The 18,040-nt window shown below is 64.8% G+C and carries 16 protein-coding genes; 6 read left to right on the top strand and 10 right to left on the bottom strand.

Features of this window, described 5'->3' with window-relative positions; translation table 11 throughout:
• Positions 1-9: 9 nt before the first annotated feature.
• The 10 genes from B0G83_RS16730 to B0G83_RS16770 all read right to left on the bottom strand — a co-directional run bounded on the left by B0G83_RS16730 (position 10) and on the right by B0G83_RS16770 (position 10,035).
• Entirely contained in the window at positions 10-495 is a 486-nt protein-coding gene (locus tag B0G83_RS16730) for a restriction endonuclease fold toxin 5 domain-containing protein (protein WP_258167913.1), read from the bottom strand.
• Positions 485-964 (bottom strand): hypothetical protein, encoded by a 480-nt coding sequence (locus tag B0G83_RS39150; protein ID WP_258167914.1) that lies wholly within the window; start codon positions 962-964, stop codon positions 485-487. Before B0G83_RS39150 ends, B0G83_RS16730 begins: the two co-directional genes overlap by 11 nt.
• A complete protein-coding gene (locus tag B0G83_RS16735; RefSeq protein WP_105508489.1) occupies positions 957-1,460 on the bottom strand; it encodes a DUF4123 domain-containing protein in 504 nt (167 codons plus the stop codon). Before B0G83_RS16735 ends, B0G83_RS39150 begins: the two co-directional genes overlap by 8 nt.
• Positions 1,461-1,463: 3 nt before the next feature.
• A complete protein-coding gene (locus tag B0G83_RS16740) occupies positions 1,464-1,874 on the bottom strand; it encodes a PAAR domain-containing protein (protein WP_105508490.1) in 411 nt (136 codons plus the stop codon).
• Positions 1,875-2,076: 202 nt separating this feature from the next.
• Positions 2,077-3,198, bottom strand: coding sequence for a glycosyltransferase family 4 protein (locus B0G83_RS16745; protein WP_105508491.1), 1,122 nt, complete (start codon positions 3,196-3,198; stop codon positions 2,077-2,079).
• On the bottom strand, positions 3,195-5,576 hold the full coding sequence (locus B0G83_RS16750) for a hypothetical protein (protein WP_105508492.1): 2,382 nt from the start codon (positions 5,574-5,576) through the stop codon (positions 3,195-3,197). Before B0G83_RS16750 ends, B0G83_RS16745 begins: the two co-directional genes overlap by 4 nt.
• Before the next feature lie 13 nt (positions 5,577-5,589).
• Positions 5,590-6,747: a glycosyltransferase family 4 protein gene (locus B0G83_RS16755; RefSeq protein WP_105508493.1), complete on the bottom strand. Its 1,158-nt coding sequence runs from the start codon at positions 6,745-6,747 to the stop codon at positions 5,590-5,592.
• Positions 6,744-7,922: a glycosyltransferase family 4 protein gene (locus tag B0G83_RS16760; RefSeq protein WP_105508538.1), complete on the bottom strand. Its 1,179-nt coding sequence runs from the start codon at positions 7,920-7,922 to the stop codon at positions 6,744-6,746. Before B0G83_RS16760 ends, B0G83_RS16755 begins: the two co-directional genes overlap by 4 nt.
• Positions 7,923-7,933: 11 nt before the next feature.
• Complete coding sequence (locus B0G83_RS16765) at positions 7,934-9,493, bottom strand: hypothetical protein (RefSeq protein ID WP_374954917.1); 1,560 nt, start codon at positions 9,491-9,493, stop codon at positions 7,934-7,936.
• An 8-nt stretch (positions 9,494-9,501) separates the two neighbouring features.
• Entirely contained in the window at positions 9,502-10,035 is a 534-nt protein-coding gene (locus tag B0G83_RS16770; RefSeq protein WP_105508494.1) for a GNAT family N-acetyltransferase, read from the bottom strand.
• A 291-nt stretch (positions 10,036-10,326) separates the two neighbouring features.
• Between B0G83_RS16770 and B0G83_RS16775 the strand changes: the two genes are divergently transcribed.
• The 6 genes from B0G83_RS16775 to B0G83_RS16800 all read left to right on the top strand — a co-directional run bounded on the left by B0G83_RS16775 (position 10,327) and on the right by B0G83_RS16800 (position 18,019).
• Positions 10,327-10,578 (top strand): acyl carrier protein, encoded by a 252-nt coding sequence (locus B0G83_RS16775; RefSeq protein WP_035550733.1) that lies wholly within the window; start codon positions 10,327-10,329, stop codon positions 10,576-10,578.
• On the top strand, positions 10,575-11,834 hold the full coding sequence (locus B0G83_RS16780) for an acyl-CoA dehydrogenase family protein (RefSeq protein ID WP_105508495.1): 1,260 nt from the start codon (positions 10,575-10,577) through the stop codon (positions 11,832-11,834). The genes B0G83_RS16775 and B0G83_RS16780 overlap by 4 nt, the downstream gene beginning before the upstream one ends.
• Before the next feature lie 4 nt (positions 11,835-11,838).
• Positions 11,839-12,906: an amino acid--[acyl-carrier-protein] ligase gene (locus tag B0G83_RS16785; RefSeq protein ID WP_105508496.1), complete on the top strand. Its 1,068-nt coding sequence runs from the start codon at positions 11,839-11,841 to the stop codon at positions 12,904-12,906.
• Entirely contained in the window at positions 12,903-13,997 is a 1,095-nt protein-coding gene (locus B0G83_RS16790) for a DUF1839 family protein (protein WP_105508497.1), read from the top strand. The genes B0G83_RS16785 and B0G83_RS16790 overlap by 4 nt, the downstream gene beginning before the upstream one ends.
• A gap of 15 nt (positions 13,998-14,012) precedes the next feature.
• Positions 14,013-16,655, top strand: coding sequence for a glycoside hydrolase family 2 protein (locus B0G83_RS39155; RefSeq protein WP_258167916.1), 2,643 nt, complete (start codon positions 14,013-14,015; stop codon positions 16,653-16,655).
• A gap of 629 nt (positions 16,656-17,284) precedes the next feature.
• Complete coding sequence (locus B0G83_RS16800; protein WP_006048767.1) at positions 17,285-18,019, top strand: Crp/Fnr family transcriptional regulator; 735 nt, start codon at positions 17,285-17,287, stop codon at positions 18,017-18,019.
• Positions 18,020-18,040 lie beyond the last annotated feature (21 nt).

Genomic DNA, 18,040 nt, shown 5'->3' on the forward strand with positions numbered 1-18,040 from the left:
GTTGTAAGACTAGGGTTGATAGACAGAAGGCACGCCGATTCGCTCCAACACAGGCAGCAGGTATTCTCGCGTCCCAGGCGTCATGAAATACCACAACAGCTTTGCGGGCGGGTTAGCCTTTACTGTTTGTGCCTGCAGAGTGACTTGCTTGATAACTCCAGTGAACCCGCTAAAGAAAAACTTGGGCTCTCCATCTTCATCAAGAAACTGATCGTAGTTGGCTTTTGCCTCCTGCAGCAGACAGGCCTCCCGTTTGAAGCCATCGAAATCGACATTCATCCAGGCCCATTCTTCGCTCCACCCATCCGGGACGCTAAAAGGTCGACCGGTTATTCGACCTTGGTACTCGCGCGGTGTGGGCTTCATGTAGTGCGAGCGTTTGACCGCAAGCCCCGTTTGTTCCGGCGGACATTTCCTGCAGCTCTCCCCGATCTGCGGCAACGCGCGCACCGCAGGCGTGCTTTTGCTGTCATCCTTCGAAGCATCACCCGCCACGCTTCCCACCGCCCCCGTAGCCACACCACCCAGCAAAGCCCTTCCAGCGCTCAACAAAGCCGGCCCAAACTCCGCGACGGCGCTCTCCAGCAGCGGCGCCAGTATCGTCCCCATACGTCAACCCTCCCACAAATTCAGGATGTTCAATTCGCCAGCGCAACACACACAGAAAATCATGAAACCGCTCGTCGGCAGAGTGACCCGAACGCTTGATCCAGGCACGCATCGCAGGCTTCTCATAGAAACTGGGCGAGTAAGCTTCAAGTCGGAGAAACTCGATGAGATGGGCATCTTCCCGAATACCGATTCCTCGCGCGACATTGAAAGCACGCCACAACCTCGCCCAGAGAAAAGCGGTATTCACCAATTCCGGCTCTTCGCTCATCAAAGCCTGCCGCACCCGCTCGACGAAACCTTTAGCGTCGACATCGGCAAGCGCCGCCACCTGTTCCGAAGTCAACTCAATCATCCGGATGCACCCTGACCAGTTCGCCATTGATCTGCACCAGCCAATCGAACGTCGGCACAAAAAACGCCGCACGTTGCGACGACGACAACACCCGCGTGATATCGCTCACAAGGCGAGCATCGTAGAAGCGCAGTAGCGCCGTGCCGCCGTCCGGCATCAGCACGTCCAATCGCTCACGCAATTCCCGCGCGAGTGATTGAAACTGATAAGCGGTAGTGAGCCACGACACACCCGAAGCGCCAGCCGCAAGCTCTAACAGTGCGCAGCGTGTCGCCATTGCAGAACCTTCAACATCGATCAGCCACGGCCCCGCATCGGCAAGCGAAGCGTCGGGCGTGTCATCGAACAAGGCAATCGCGGTGCAACCGCGTTCAAGCGCGCTCGCACCCAACGCGTCGCCATAAAGCAGCCCATCAACGAGTGCGTAAAGCCGAACAGGCAGCGAGGTCTGTATCCGACGTTGCGTCAGATAACGTTCGAGTTTCGACAACGGCACGCGCTAACCTCGCATCACGGTCGTCGCACCGCTTTCCGTTGCGGCTCGCAAACATTCGACGCAAAGCGTCGGCTCCGGGCCAATTGATCGGACATCGCTCTCACCCCCGCCGCGATCAGGCTCGATCTCCCCACGATCTTCAATGGTCATTCTGGATTGCGACGCGATCAGCACGGCGCCGCAGGTAGCGCGCATGCCATCAACCGCCGTATCGCGGCCATGCATCCGATGCGGAATACGACGTCCGAGCAAATCGTCCGAGATCGCAAACACACCTTTGCAAAGCGGACAGAGCACCTTGTGTCCGACGCCCGCTATCGCTCGTCCGTCGATCCTTGATTTATCGTTACCTTCGAGTACACGACCGCCGTGTGACGTCGTGTCACCCTCGCAAATGATGGCGCGTTTTACCACTGGATTCCCTTCGTTCGTCAAACAGGCGACGAAGGATTTCACAATGCAAACGGCCGCGCTACCTGCCTGGACTAGCAGGTAGCGCGGCCATTTAGACCCGCTCCGTCTGAAACAAGAAACGCAGGCTTCAGAACAAATTAGATTATTCAGTAATCCGTCTTAGCTACCCGCCTATCAAGCCATCTTTCAACCTGGCATTTCCTCAAGACTTCTCAGGCACCGCGAGATTCGAAGTCACCATCGTCGCAAATCGACGCGGCTGGCAACTCGCCAATGTACGTTCATAAATCGCCAGATAACCGTCGCTCACCTGCTGCACGCCGAATTTGTCGAGATTGAATGGCGCGCGCGCGCACAGCGCGGCGCGCGCATCCGTATTCGTCAACACATGCCCCAATGCTTCGGCCAAGGCAACCGGATCCCGCACCGGCACCAGCACACCGGCCTCACCACCGTCGAGCATTTCCGGAATGCCACCCACCCGGGTTGCGACAATCGCGCGCCCCGTCTCACGCGCTTCGCACAACACGAGCCCGGCCGCCTCATAGTGCGAGGCCAGCACGAACACATCGGCCTGCGCGAGATACGCACGCGGATCGGCCACGAAACCCTCAAAGCGTGTTTGCTCAGCGACACCCAACTCCGAGGCCAGCGCTTCCATCGCCGCACGATCGGGGCCATCGCCGACGAGATACAACACCGCATCCGGCACACGTCGGCGCAGTAGCGCGAACGCATTCAACAAATCGCCGATGCCCTTGCGCTCATACATTCCCGATACCGTAACGATGCACGGATGCGCCAACCGCGGCGTCGACGCGACCGGCATTCCGGCAAGCCGTGGCGTGCCGATCGTGCCGTTGCGCACCACGCTCAGCCGCTCGCGCGCAATGCCACGCCGCGCCATGGCAACCGCGACCGCATCGCTGACCGCCACTACGTGATCGCCGACGCCCATCAGCGAAGCCGTACGCTGAAATTCGTTATGCACCGTCGTGACCAGCACGAAGCGCCGGCTGAACGCGCTAAAGCGTGCGATCAACGCGCCGGTCATCATGTGTGCGTGGACAACGTCGGGATCGAACTGCGCGACGAGCCGCCTGAAACCGGCCACCATTGCCGGCACACGGGCCGGTTTGGGCGACTGCGGCAGCAATACATGACGCACGCCGTGCCGCGCCAGCAATTCCTCGAACCCGCCGCCCGCGGAAGCCACGATCACGTCGTGTCCGGCGCGCGCCTGCAGACACGCCAGATCGATCATCACGTTGACGATGCCATTGCCGATACAGCGCGCGTGATTGGCGAGATGGATGATTTTCATGGGGTTTGCGCAACGTTCGTTGAATGAGGTGGCGCGGCTGCCTGTGACGCAGCCGGCGGCGTGAAGCGATACATCAGGGCTTTGCCGTACGCGTCTTCTTCAGCCAGCACGAGGTATTCGCCCGATGCAAGACGGTGCGCGGTGAGCGGCATCGGCACATCGGCCCAGCCGCTCTTAGAGCCGACTTCCCTGCCGGGGGACAGCCGGCCCACGTCGCGTCCCGACGCGCGGTCGTAGACCCGTACGATCGCGCTGCGCGTTTCGATCGCGAACACGTAGTCACCCGCCACCGCGAAGCCGCTGATCGACGACCAGTCCGGCGCGCCACGATCGGGCAGGCCGATCACATAGCGCAGCACCGGCTTGCCGCTCTTCCAGTGGTCGTAACGCGCGAGCTGCGAGCCCGCGCTATTCCAGTTGTCCTGCACGAACGGGTGCGCGGGCGTCGAACCGGAGACGAACATCGTGTCGTCGTCAGGGAAGTAGTTCATCCGCGCGATCCGGTAGAACGGCGCGGGCGGTGGGTACTGCCGCATCGCCCCATAACGGTAGATGGGATTGCCGGCGCGATCGAAACCCTGCAACGGAAACTGGCGGATGCCCTGCGATTCGGTGCCTTGCCAGATGTCGCCACGGCTATCGACCCACCACGCGCGCAACGGCGGCGCATTGGTGCTGCCGGTGTTCTGATCGAACGCCGACGCGGAGAAATCGCCCTTGCCAGTCGCGTCGCGCCAGATCCATTCGCCCTGTGGAGGCTGGTTGGGTGGCCACGTGCCGTCGATATGCGCCAGCGAAAAAAGTCCCGATGGAATCGCGGTCTCGCGGTCGTCGGCGAAACGATAGATACGCAGATACGACGAGTACATATCGGTCGTATAGAGCAGCCGGTGGCCACGCACGTCGCGCACCATCGGCATGCCGCGTTGACCGCCGAGATACAGATGAAAGTACGGATCGTACGGATAACGGAAACGGTCCGCCGTATAGCCGGCGTACGACCACTCTTCGCCGGCGGGCCGCGACAGATCGAGCGTGAAACGCTTGCTGCCGGTGTAAATGGAAGGCGGCTCGCCGTCGACGAACTGCGCGCCGTCGACGAACAGCAGCCCTTGCAGACTGAAGCGCTGCACGCCGTCCGGCGTGTAGCTTTCGAGCAGCGCGCCGTCGAAAGTGCTCGGCCCCGCGCCGAACGGACGCGGTCCCGCGCCGTTCATCGACACGTAGAGATTGCCGGCGCGATCCACGCCGACGCCTGTCAGTCCGTTGAAGCGCTGCGGCCCGGGCGCCCCGGCACGGCCGGCGTAGATACCGCCCTGCTGGCCGAAGCTCGCCGACAGTTGCATGCCCGCGCCGGGTTGTGCAGCCGCCGTGAAAATCAGGATCTGCTGACGCACACCGTTATCCGCGACCAGCAACCGTCCCCGCGTGTCGACCGTCAGATCCACGGGCACCACACCGTCCGGCAACGCCAGCTCCCCGAGCCGCGCGCCGTCGCGCGCATGGTGAACCACGCGCCGCGCGCCATCGGTGCGGCTGTTCTCGATCACCCACAGCGAACCATCCGGCGCGAGCGCGAGACGGCCCGGCTCGTGCACCGGAAAACCGCCGACCGGCTGCATGGTCTGCGCATCGAAAATCTGCACGCGATTGTCGAGCTGATTGCCGACGAAGAGCCGCGTTTCATCGGCGGCGAGGCCACGAATCGCGTAATCGGCCTTGGCCGGATACGCCGAAATCAGCAGATACGCGAGATGCCCACCGGGAAACTTCACCTGTCCGGCGAACGGCACGCCGTCAGTGATATCCGCGCGGCTGCGGCGCGCCACACCGGTCCACTCTTCGCCCTCGTGCGGCGTCGGCCGATGCTTCGCTTCCTCGTTGCCGAGGCTCACTACCGTCTGCGCGGTGTAGACGTATTCGTCGTTGACCGCGATCGCATCGCCGCCCATCATCCCCCAGCCGTGCGACTCGCCGCCGTGTCTCACCAGTTCGCCGTTGCGGTATTGACCGAGTTCACCGCCGCCTTCGTCCCACGGCGCGTTCGTGAACACGTCGCCATTCGGCGCGACGGCGATCGCCTGCACGTCGATCTGCATCCAGCGCTTGTCCGCGTAGCCCCACGTATTGCCGACCCACGAAGTCCGGTACGACAACGACGGATGCGCCAGTGCCGCCAGAGCCTCGGCCGCCGGCACGGCGGCGGACGCGACGCTCAACGCGCGCGCGCCAGCGGCTTCCGCGGCGTGCGCCAGCGTCGCGCCCGCGCCCGTCACGGCACCGCCCGAGCCGCCCGCACACAGCAGCACCAGCACCGGCAAGGCCAGCGCCGCGGCGCATACCACCCGTTCGAAAGTTTTGCGCGTGGGACGTCGCATGATCGCGGCCGCGTCAGAACGCGTCGATCGCTTCGCGGTAGACGGCGGCGACCTGCGCAGCCACGACCGCCCGGTCGAAATGCTTGCGCGCATACGCGCGGCACGCCGCGCTGTCGGGCACCACACGTTGCCCGAGCAGCACCTCCATGATGCCCTCGCCGATCGCCTTGAAACCGCCCGACGGCAGCACCAGTTCCGCCGCCAGCGGCGCCACGGCTTCGGGCAGACCGCCCACCGGCGTCACCAGCACCGGCGTGCCGGCCGCGAGCGATTCGATCGTGGTGAGACCAAAACCTTCGAGCGACACCGTCGGCACCACCGACAGATCCGCCGCGCGATACCACAGCGGCACCTTGTCGTCCGCGACGAACCCTACGAGCTGAACGTTGCGCTCCAGCCCGCGCGCGACGATGCGCACCTGCAGTTGCTCTTCCAGCGGCCCGGTGCCCGCGATCGTCAGCAGCACATCGGGCAGCGCGGGTTTGACGATCGCCATCGCGTCGATCAGATCCTCGAGCCCCATACGCGACACGAGGCGACGCATACAGAACAGCAGTGGACGATCCTGCGATAAGCCGAGCCGCTCCCGCGCCCTGATTTTCGTTGCGCGTACATTGAATCGCGCGACGTCGACGCAACCCGGCACCACGCGAATCCGATCCTCGCGCACGCCGTAGGTTTCGTGCAGCAACTGGCCGAACGCTCGCGACAGCACGATATGGCGCGTCGCCCCGCGATAGACGAAGCGTTCGAGGGCCACACGCGCCGCGCGCGACCAGCCGCCGCCACCGCCCGGATACGATTCGGCCGCCCACGGCCCATGAAAATGCACGACCTTCGGCACGCGACGAAACACGCCGGCGGTCGGCGCCGCATACAAAGCGAAATGCGAGGCGACGACGTCGGGCATCTTCGCGGCGCGCAGCGCACGCGACTGCACCCGCGAGCCCCACAGCCGCGCCCCCAGTTGCTCCTGCGCACCGGCGAACGCCAGCACGCGGCCGCCCGACGCGTCGAACACGCCAGGGGTTCCCGCCACCATGCCGCGCACGCTGACGCCCTGGTCGGGCAGCGTGTCGATCAACGCCTTGAACATACGATCGAGCCCGCCGGGCCGTTCGTTGAACCAGTGCATGCCGATCTGCAGCGAATCGATTGGAGTCCCACTCATGATTTCACCGGCGCGCTCGCGCAGTTGGACGGCATCGCGTGGGCCGTGCGCCGCGCGTGTACCTGTTCATAGACGGCCAGATAGCGTTCGGCCATCGCGTGCCAGCTCAAGGTCCCCGCCACGTCGCGCGCGGCCGCACCGAGGCGGCGCGCGTAGGCCGGGTCGCCGGCCAGACGTTCGATCGCGAGCGCCAGCGCCGCCGCGTCGTTGGGATCGTCGAGCACCACGCCGCTCCCGGCGGTGATCACTTCCGCGCCGCCCGCGGTACGCACGGTGATGACCGGCAGCCCGGCGGCCAGCGCTTCGAGCAGCACCAGCCCCATCGGCTCGTAGCGCGACGGAAACACGAACGCATCGACCGAGCGCATCAGCGCGGGCATGTCCATCACCATGTCGGTGAAGTGGACCCGCTGCGTCAATCCGAGCGACGCCACCAGCGCCGGATACGGACTGTTGTGCAGAATCCCGGCGACGGCGAGATGGACATCGTCGCGGGTCCGCACGAGGGCGTGCAGCACCGTGTCGAGATTCTTGCGCGACATGCGCAGATCGCCGGCGAACAGCAGCATGAACGGCGCGGGCGGCAAGCCGAAGCGCGCGCGTTCCGGCGCACCGGGCGTGAATTCGCCGATGTCGACGCCGTTATGAATCACCTGCACGCGCGCCGGGCCGATGCCGAGCGCGCGCACTTCGCCGGCCACTTTCTGCGAAACCGGCACGATCACATCCGCGTGCCGGAACGCCCATTTTTCGCAGGCGATATTCAGCAGCGTGTAGATCACCTGATACGCGTCATACAGGTTGTGCAGCAATCGAAACGGATAGAAACCGCAGCGATACCAGCCGTCGTGCACGAAATGCGCCGCATTGACATCCGCGCGCGCCCACGCGATAAAACCGTTCACATGCACCACGTCGAACTCGTCGCGATGCGCGCGAATCCACGTGCCGCAGCGCCACGCGAACATCTGGTACTGCACGAGCTTGGTCGGCAGACGGCTGCCGGCAATCCGCACGAAACGCACGCGCGGATGGTCGATCAGTTCGGCGGCCGCTTCAGCAGCGAGCAGCGTCACGGTATGATCCGCCGCGAGCGCCGCCTGCACGATCTCGTAGTTGACTCGCCCTTGCCCATCGTTTTTGCGCACGACATGGGTGACGATCAGAATCCTCATCCTGTGGTCCTTCATCTGACTTTCTTCAGGTACTGTTCGATGCGGCGAGCGACCACGCCGGAAGCGGGCCGCGGCATTTGGCGCTCGCGTGCGTAGCGCAGCGAAATGACCGGCAAGGTCACGCCGAGAAAGAAAAACATCCCCGACACGGAGGTCAGCGTGTTGATGAAAATCATCATCGAGAAAATCGCCACGGCCACGCCGACGCCCGACACCGCCATCAGGTCGGTGGAATGCAAACGGCTCGCACGGTACGCGCGCCACATCAGCATCAGCACGCCGGTCGCATACAGCAACGTGCCCGGCCAGCCCATCACGAACGGCACTTCCATCAGCCCGCTGTCGAAATCGACCATGGCCTGCGATTTGTTATCGGACAGCTTGGTGCCCAGTCCGATCGAACCGAAGCCCTGCCCCGCGATATCCGTAAACGCCGACGAAAAGAAACTCTTGTAGAACTCCGCGCGCGCCTGATAGCTGTTGTCCTGGCCGAGATCCTGCATTGTGCTGAAGCGCGCCATGACCGGCTCGGCGACCTGGTCGATCATCATCAGCGGCGTGGCCATCACGGCCAGACCCAGCACGCCGGCCAGCAAACGCAGGCGGCTTTTGCCGTCGAGCATCGCGAACGAATACACCAGCGCGATCGCGAAACCGCCCCACGTGCTGCGCGCGCTGGTCAGCAGCAACGCGGGAATCCCCACGCAGCCGAGTACGATGCGCGCCTTGCCGCGCGCGGCGAACGACATCAGCAATAACGCCATCAGCGTGACCGCGAACGGGCCGCACGAATTCATCGTGCTGCTCACGCGCATGCCGAACGGCACCGGCTGGCCCTCGGATTGCATCTTCGACGCGATCAGCCAGAATGCGTCCCACGGCATCGGTGAAACGAATTCGAGCAGACCGTACAGGCTCATCAGCAGTCCGCCGAACACGAAGGTCTTCAGCAGCACGCGGTGATAGTCGGGGTAATGACGCCAGGTCACGGTCAGGTAAAACGCCACCATCACCGGATACAGCCAGTTGATGAGCGTGTAGGTGGCCGGCGCGGGGCCGACCTGCGCCATCCCGATCACATACGCGTAGAACAGCGCGATTACGATCAGCACCAGCGGCGCCGCACGGCGCTGCCCCAGCAGCGTCACGTGCTTGAGCAGCGTCAGCCCGGTCAGCGCGACGGCCAGCAAGGGCGCCACCATGATCGGGCTCTGTTCGTTGAACGCACCGTTGACGAAGTCGGCGAGACGCCGCACTTCCGGTGTCAGGAAAAACAGCCAGCAGACGAAGCCGAGGTAATGCGCGGGCGAGCGCCAGTACAGGATCAGCGCGACGCCGAACGCGCCGAGCGGGAAAAAGAACTCGACCAGTCGGCCCTGATGCAGCAGCACCAGCAGCAGGGTCACGGCGAACAACGCCATCGGCAGGCGCAGCGGATGACGCAGGCCTTTGGCCGGCGTACCCGAGGCGGCCGCGGGCGGCGGCGCCGGCGCTTCGCCGTAGGGCGGCCCGGGCGGCTTCAGTGGCTTCGGGACAGCAAGTTGAGCGGCACGCGAAGGCGTGACCAGCATCCGCCCCATCACAACAGCTCGAAGGTATTGACGAGCGCCGCGCCGTCGCGCTCGCGCCGCCGCGTGCCGAAGCGCGGCGCGCTGCTGCGCACCTGGCGCGTCAGGCCGATGAACGGCACGCCATGCTCCAGATACGGTCCCTCGGTCTTGCGAAAGCCGAATTGCTCGTAGAAGTCACGCAAGCCGAGCGGCGCGCTCACCCGTGCGGCGTGTCCCGGCCAGCGTTCCGCGATCGCCTGCAGCACGCGTTCGATCAACAGTTCGGCGGTGCCGTCGCCGCGCCGCAGCGGGCTCGTCAGCACCTTGTCGATGGTGATTTCCGGATCTTCCGCGTCGCCGGGTTGCAGCCGTGCGTAGGCGAGGATCGGCATGGGCCGCGCGATGTCCTCCACCGCGAACACGTGCAGCGAGTCCTCGTCACGGCCGTCGGCGTCGAGACACACATGCGACTGTTCCACCACGAACACCGCACTGCGCGCGCGCAATATCAGATATAGCTCGCGTGCCGAAAGCTGCTCGAATTCCAGCGTTTTCCAGTTCATCACGTTCCCCAGCGGTCAATTGGTTCAGCAAGCGCGGCTTCGCCCGCCGCCCTCGACGGCCTGGCCCGACAGGCCGGCGCGTTGTCATGGCTACACGGTACGTCCGCGAAACGCGCGTTTCCGTGCGGCATCGCACTGACGCTGGGCTTTGACAATTCTTAAATACGACTTATTGGAAAACGGCCGTGTCGACCACGGCAACCACCACCCCGCAACCACCACATGCCGTTGTTTTCCGTCAGAACCATCCGAGAGACCTTTCCAAGTTCAACAATCAGGGGGCACCACACCATGAAAACCGCATTGCGACGCATCCTTTCCGAATCGGCTCGCCTCGATGTCCCGCCGGACAGCCTGGCCGACGACGCCGATCTGTACGCCGCGGGCCTGTCCTCGCTCGCGACCGTGCATCTGATGCTGGCCATCGAAGATCAGTTCGACATCGAGATCCCGGACCGTCTGCTGACGCGCCGGCTGTTCTCCAGCATCGATTCGATGGCCGCCGCGATCACCGAACTGCAACAGGCGAAGGCGGCAGCATGAACACGCCGCTGCTGGACGCGGCCGCCGCACAGCCCGGCGGCGACGCCGCCGTCGTGCTGACGGCGGTCGAACCCGAACCCGGCTGGCGCGCGGCGGCGCAGCGCTGCGCCGCGATCGCCGCGCAGTTCGCCGATGCGGTGGACCGCGACGCGCGGTTCCCGAGCGAGGCCTTCGACGCGCTCAAACGCGAGCGCCTGCTTTCGGTGATGGTGGCCGTCGCCTTCGGCGGCGCCGGGCTCTCGCTCGCGGAAGTCGGCGCGATCTGCGAGATCCTCGCGCAAGGCTGCGCCTCGACCGCGATGGTGTTCGCGATGCATCAGATTCAGGTGGCGTGTATCGCCGCGCATGGCAGCGGCTCGGCCTGGCATCGACAGTTGCTGACGCAACTGGCCGAACGGCAATGGCTGCTGGCTTCGGCGACGTCCGAGGAAACCATCGGCGGCAACATGCGCACCAGCGCCTGTTCGGTCGAACTCGACGGCGCGCGCTTTCGGATTGAAAAGCTCGCCCCGACGATTTCGTACGGCGCGCACGCGGACGGCATTCTGGTCACCGCGCGCCGCACCGCCGAATCGGCCGCGGCCGATCAGGTGCTGATCGTCGCGTTACGCGAAGAAACGCAGCTCGAAAAACGCGGCGGCTGGGACGCGATGGGCATGCGCGGCACCTGCAGCGAAGGCTTCCGGCTGGTCGCCGGCGGCCTCGCCGAACAGATTCTGCCGGACCCGTTCGCCGAGATCGCCGACCAGACCATGCTGCCGGTCTCGCATACGCTGTGGGCGTCCGTCTGGACCGGCGTGGCTGGCGACGCGGTGAGTCGCGCGAAAGCGTTTTTTCGCGCCCAGGCCCGCTCGACACCCGGCGCGGTGCCGCCGGCCGGCTTGCGTCTCGCCGAAGCGGTCGGCCTGCTGCAGATGATGCAAGCGCGCCTCGCGGTCGCGCTGGACGCCGCGCGCGCCGCGCACGACGCGCGTCACGGCCGCTCGCAGGCCGATGCGCCGCTCGCGGCCCAGCTCGGTTTCGCCTCCGACATGAACACGCTGAAGACCAGCATCTCCAACATGGCGCTGCAGGTCGTGCATGAAGTGCTGATGATCTGCGGCATGGCGGGCTACAAGAACGGCACACCGTATAGCGTCGGCCGCCATTTGCGCGACCTGCATTCCGCGCCCCTGATGATCAACAACGACCGCATCGCACAGAACACGGCGAGTCTGTTGCTCGCGCAACGGCCTGCCGCTCCGGGGAGAGCCTGACACCATGAACACGATGACCGACACCGCCGCACTGGCCGGCGCGACCGACGCTGCGTCCACGGATCAACCCGCCGCGCCGAACTTTCGCGACGAACTGATCGCCGCGGGCCTGCTGATCGACACCGGTGAAAACGGCCTGTACGGCCGCAGCCAGATTTTCGAGGACGTGCTGGACCGCCTGAACGTGGCGATCACGCATCTGGGCGCGGACCAGCAGCCGGAAGTGCTGCGCTTTCCGCCGGCCATGCGCCGCACCGACTTCGAAGACAGCGAATATCTGAAGAGCTTCCCGAATCTGGCCGGCACGATCCACTCGTTCTGCGGCAACGACATGGGGCATCAACGTCTGCTGCGCGCGCTCGACGACGCGATGACCGAGCGCGACGACGAACGCGACGAGGCGTGGATGGAACAGCAGAAACCGACCCGCGTAGTGCTGACGCCGGCGGCCTGCTATCCGATCTATCCGGTGATGGCGCGGCGCGGTCCGCTGCCCACGGACGGCCGCACGATCGACGTGCTGTCGTACTGCTTCCGCCACGAACCGTCGCTCGATCCCGGCCGCATGCAGATGTTCCGGCAGCGCGAATATGTGCGTCTGGGCAGCCCCGCGCAGGTGATGGCGTTCCGCCAGATGTGGATCGAGCGCGGCTCGCTGCTCGTCACGCTGCTGCAACTGCCGGTCGAGGTGGACCTCGCCAACGACCCGTTCTTCGGCCGCGGCGGCAAGATCGTCGCCGATAGCCAGCGTGCCCAGGCGCTCAAGTTCGAACTGCTGATTCCGATCGCCGATCCGCGCGGCAAGACCGCCTGCCTGTCGTTCAACTATCACATGGACCACTTCGGCGCGATCTGGAAAATTGCCTGCGACGACGGCGCGGTCGCGCACACCGGCTGCGTCGGCTTCGGCATGGAACGCATCACGCTCGCGCTGTTCCGGCATCACGGGCTCGACGTGAACGCGTGGCCCGACGACGTGCGCGCGCTGCTGTGGGGCGACACCGAGGCACGCGTGGCGCACGGCATGCAGACTCTGCCCGCCACTGCACCTGGCGCTGGAGAGCGCGCATGAACCCATTGCTGACACCTGCGCCGACGGGGCCGCAAGCGGCTTTCCCGTTGGGGCGCCGCGTCGATTTGCCCGCTCAGGACAGTGCATCCGCGGCCGTGCCCCTTGTGCCCGCCGCACTCGTCACGCCCGCCGCGCATTTACGGCAGCACGCGCCGCATGCGCTGCATCAGGGCGAGCGCGTGTGGCAGGAGACCAATTGCTACGTCGATCTGTGGATCGAACTGCTGCACGGTTTCGGACTCGATCCGCGCGCGGCATTGGCCTTCACCGTCACGCAGGACTTCGAAGGCGATCAGTTCACGTTCTTCAAATTCCCGCTCGAAGATCTGGAGCGGCTTTACGGCACCCAGGTGCAGGAACTGGCCATCTACGATTCGCTCGAAGCCCGCGTGCTCGCGCAAACCCAGCGCGGCCATACCGTGCTGGTGGAAGTGGACGGCTACTATCTGCCGAACACGCGCGCCACGTCGTACCGGCGCGAGCATCCGAAGACCACCGTGGGCATCGACTTCATCGATCCCGCCGCGCGCCGCCTCGGCTATTTTCACAACACCGGCTATCACCAGCTCGACGGCGACGACTACGACGGCGTGTTCCGCAAGCTGCCGCAATTCGCGCAACAACCCGACCTGCTGTTTCCGTATGTGGAATTCGCCAAGCAGGCGCGGCCCGCGCTGGAAGGCACCGCGCTCGCGGAAACGTCGGCGGAATTGTTGTGCGCGCATCTGGGCCGGCGGCCGTTGACCAACCCCGTGTCGCAATGGCGCGCGGCGTTCCCCGCGCATCTCGACCTGCTGCTCGAACGCGGCGAGGCATTCTTCCACCCGTACTCGTTCAACCTGATGCGCCAGCTCGGCGCGAACTTCGAGTTTCTGTCGAAGTATCTGCTGTGGCTCGGCGCGCAAGGTTTCGAGATGCCGGCCGCGATTCCGGCCGCGGCGCAAAGCATCGCGGCGGAGTCGATGGTGATGCAGTTCCGGCTCGTGCGGGCGATCGCTCGCAAGCGCCGCGATCTGTGCGAAGACTGCTTCGACGTGCTCGAAAGCGCTTATGAAAAGACGCTGCCGCCGCTTGCCGCGCTGGTGGCATGACCTTGCAACGTCGTGATGGCGTGGCGTCGTGACGAATCGTCCGACGCTTCAAGGAACACTCGGGGATTCGCCGTGGATGTGTTGACGATCGACCCGACGCCCGCCGAAGCCGAAGCGCCTGCTTCGCCGGCGGACTCGCTGTGGCCGCAGCGCCTCGATACCGGCTGGCAATGCGTCAGCACGCCGCCAGGCGCTTGCGCGTCTCCCGCCGACCTGCCCGCGCAAGGTTGGCTCGCCGCGCCGGTGCCCGGCACGATCGCGAGCGCGCGGCGTGCCGCCGGTCAGTTCGACATTACGCAGCCCGTCCCGCTCGCCTTCGACGATCACTGGTACCGCCTCACGCTGAACGGTACCGGCCGGCGCCGCCTGCGCTTGCACGGTCTCGCCACGCTCGCCGAAGTCTGGGTCGACGGCGTGAAGCGTCTCGATTCCGATTCGATGTTCGTTGCGCACGATCTCGACATCGAGCTGAACGGCAGTACGACGCTCGCGCTGTGCTTCCGTTCGCTGACGCCGGCGCTCGCGGCCAAACGCTCGCGCGCACGCTGGCGGCCCCGGCTCGTGACGCCGCCCACACTTCGCAATGTGCGCACCACGTTGCTCGGACATATGCCGGGCTGGTGTCCTTCGGTGCAGGCGGTTGGACCCTGGCGACCCATCGAGTTACTGAGCGACGCGCGCCACGCGATCGACACGATCGATCTGACTAGCCGGATCGATCACGACGACGGCGTTGTTTCGCTAACGCTACGTTTTGTGCATCCGCGGAGCGGCGACGACTGTCATGCATCGTTAAATTGCGGCGAAGCCGTTTCGTCCTTGCAATGGACCGACGCTTACACACTGAGCGGCAGCGTCCGCGTCAGTCGAGCCAAACGCTGGTGGCCGCACACGCACGGCGAGCCCACTTTATATCCTCTGACATTGCAGCTCGATGACGCGCGTGTGTCAGCCGCGCCGTTATCGCATTCGCTCGGTTCGATCGGCTTTCGCAGTATCGACGTAGAGCGCGGCGCGGACGGCATGAGCTTCGCGTTGCGTATCAATGACACGCCGGTGTTCTGCCGCGGCGCTTGCTGGACCAGCGCGGATCTCGTCACGCTCGCCGGCAGCGAGGCGCAATTGCGCCACGCGTTCGCGCTGGCCCGTGACGCGGGCATGAACATGCTGCGCGTGGGCGGCACGATGGTGTACGAATCCGAAACGTTCTACGCACTCGCCGACGAATACGGCCTGCTGATCTGGCAAGACTTCGCGTTGGCGAATTTCGACTACCCGAATGACGCCGCGTTCAGCGCGTCGATCGAACGCGAGGCCCGCCAGTTTTTGACCCGTACGCGGCGTTTCGCGGCGCTCGCGGTGCTCTGCGGCGGCAGCGAAGTCGACCAGCAGGCAGCCATGTTCGGCCTGCCGCCTTCGATGCGCGCGCAACCGTTATTCACGGAGCAGCTGCCCGCCATCGCCGCTCGCGAACGCCCGGACGTGCCCTACGTCGGCAACTCGCCATCGGGCGGCGTGTGGCCGTTTTCGACTAATGAGGGCATTACCCATTACTACGGTGTCGGCGCGTATCAACGGCCGCTCGACGACGTGCGTCGCGCGCAGGTGCGTTTCGCCGCGGAGTGCCTCGCGTTCGCCAACGTGCCCGACCCTGCCACCCTGCGCGACGCGCTCGGTACGATCCATGCGCACGACCCGCGCTGGAAAGCCGCGGTGCCGCGAGACCCCGGCGCGGGCTGGGATTTCGACGACGTGCGCGACCACTACCTTCAGTCGCTCTACGGCGTGGAGCCGGCGCGTTTGCGCTACGAAGACCCGGAGCGTTACCTGGACCTCTCGCGCGCGGTGGTCGCCGAATTGATGAGCGACGTGTTCGCCGAATGGCGCCGCGCGGGCTCCGGTTGCGGCGGCGCGCTGGTCTGGCAGTTGCAGGATCTGCGGGCCGGCGCGGGCTGGGGCGTGATCGACGCCACAGGACGGCCTAAAAGCGCGCTGCACGGCCTCGCGCAGACACTCCAGCCCAGACAGGTGGTCATCACCGACGAAGGCCTCAACGGCCTCGATATTCATCTGTTGAACGAGCGGGCCGAACCGTTGCACGCGCAACTGGAGCTGGTTTGCCTGCGTGACGGCTGTGTGAAAGTGGTGTCCGCCAGCCGGGCGATCGAGCTCGCGCCGCACGGCGCGCAACGCGTCAGCGCCGCCGAATGTCTCGGCCAGTTCTTCGATTTCACGCACGCGTACCGCTTCGGCCCGCCCGCGCACGATGTCACGATTGCGACACTGCGCGACGCGGCGGACGGCACGATCGTCTCGGAAGCGTTTCATCTGCCGCGGCGGCACGTCGCCGAGCGCCACGATCTGGGTTTGAGCGTGATTGTCGAGCGCAATGCGACGGACGACGGCTGGCAGCTTGTGATCGAAACGAAGCGTTTCGCGCGCTTCGTTCATATCAATGACACACACTATCGGGCCGCCCGCGACTGGTTTCATCTGCCGCCCAACCGGCCTTGCGTCGTGCCGCTCGTCCCACATGCCGAACTTCGCGAAATGGTTGCGTCCGCATCCAACCCGGTGTTTAAAGCTGACGCAACATGCGTGGCGCCGGCCGGAGAAGTACGTGCCGTCAATGCGATTTCCGCCAGTTTTTACGGTTGAGCCTGCACGCCGATCGGACCGGTCCTTCAAGACCCGCATGAAACCTCGCGCTGCGCGAAGCCGCCTGTCTGGTCTGCGGAATCACTGTCGGAATTTGCCCGACTACCGGTGACGCGAGGCCGACGATTCGTACGGCACCGTACGCAGCGTATAGAACAGTTCTGAATCAAATCCGGCACATCCCGGACACCCCTCGACAACCCTCATGCAAAGGGCATTGCATCCGTGAGACACCCTCTGCAAGGCCTCGTCCAACACCCACAAACTCAATCCGATCAAGGACTTGAGTCGAATAAAAAACCCCCGCACCCTGGCCGCCGGTGATTCGTGTGTTGTACAGATTTGAAACAAAAAGCCACATTTTGCTTCGCGCCTCGTCAACTCTTCGCTCGCTGCGCCGCACCAGTGCTGGTTTTCCCTATCGTTGGCACGCTCCTCGCTAAAGGAAGAGCGCAACACCGCGCCACCGCAAACGAGACCTACAAAAACGGCGGCGGCGCACCAGGCCAATACGGGGCCGGTCCTGTTCATCCTCGCTGCTCGCCAGGCAGCACGTCGTTATAAGGATGCAGGCATCGGATCAAAAACAGGGAGTCACGCAGCGCGCGACTTCCACGCGAGGACCGATCATGTTGACACTTCAATCAGATCTGCACGGCAACCATTTGCTCGGCGCATTGCCTTCCCACGAATGGCAGGCGCTAGCTCCGCATCTCGAACTGGTTCACCTGCGCACTGAGCAGTTGCTGTGCGACTCCGGTCAACGCATTCATCACGTCTACTTCCCCACCACCGCGATCATCTCGATGCTCTCGACGATGGAAGACGGCAGCTCCGTCGAAATCGCGGCAGTGGGCCGCGAAGGCATGACCGGCGTGCCGGTGCTCACCGGCGGCGAAACCATGCCGAACCGCGTGCAGGTGCAATGCGCCGGCTTCGCGTACCGCATGAGCGCACAGGCGCTCAAGCAACAGTTCGCCCGCTCGGACTTCCTGCGCCGCCTGATGCTGCTGTACATGCACGCCCTCCTCACCCAGGTCGCACAAACCGCCGCCTGCAATCGTCACCACGCGTTGAACAAGCAACTGTGCCGCTGGTTGCTGATCGAAGTGGATCGCGTGGCGTCGAACGATCTGACCGTTACCCAGCAACTGATCGCCGACATGCTCGGCGTGCGCCGCGAAGGCATTACCGAAGCGGCCGGCAAGTTGCACGACGAAGGCCTGATTCACCACAGCCGCGGGCACATCAAGGTGCTCGACCGCAAAGGCCTCGAAGCCCGTGCCTGCGAATGCTACGGCCTTGTCAAGCGCGAATTCGACCGCCTGCTGCCGCGTCTGCGTCAGGCCGAAACGGTCGAATAAGCACGGCTTCGTTCGACTATC

The sequence above is a fragment of the Paraburkholderia sp. BL21I4N1 genome (assembly GCF_002973525.1).
Classification (GTDB): domain Bacteria; phylum Pseudomonadota; class Gammaproteobacteria; order Burkholderiales; family Burkholderiaceae; genus Paraburkholderia.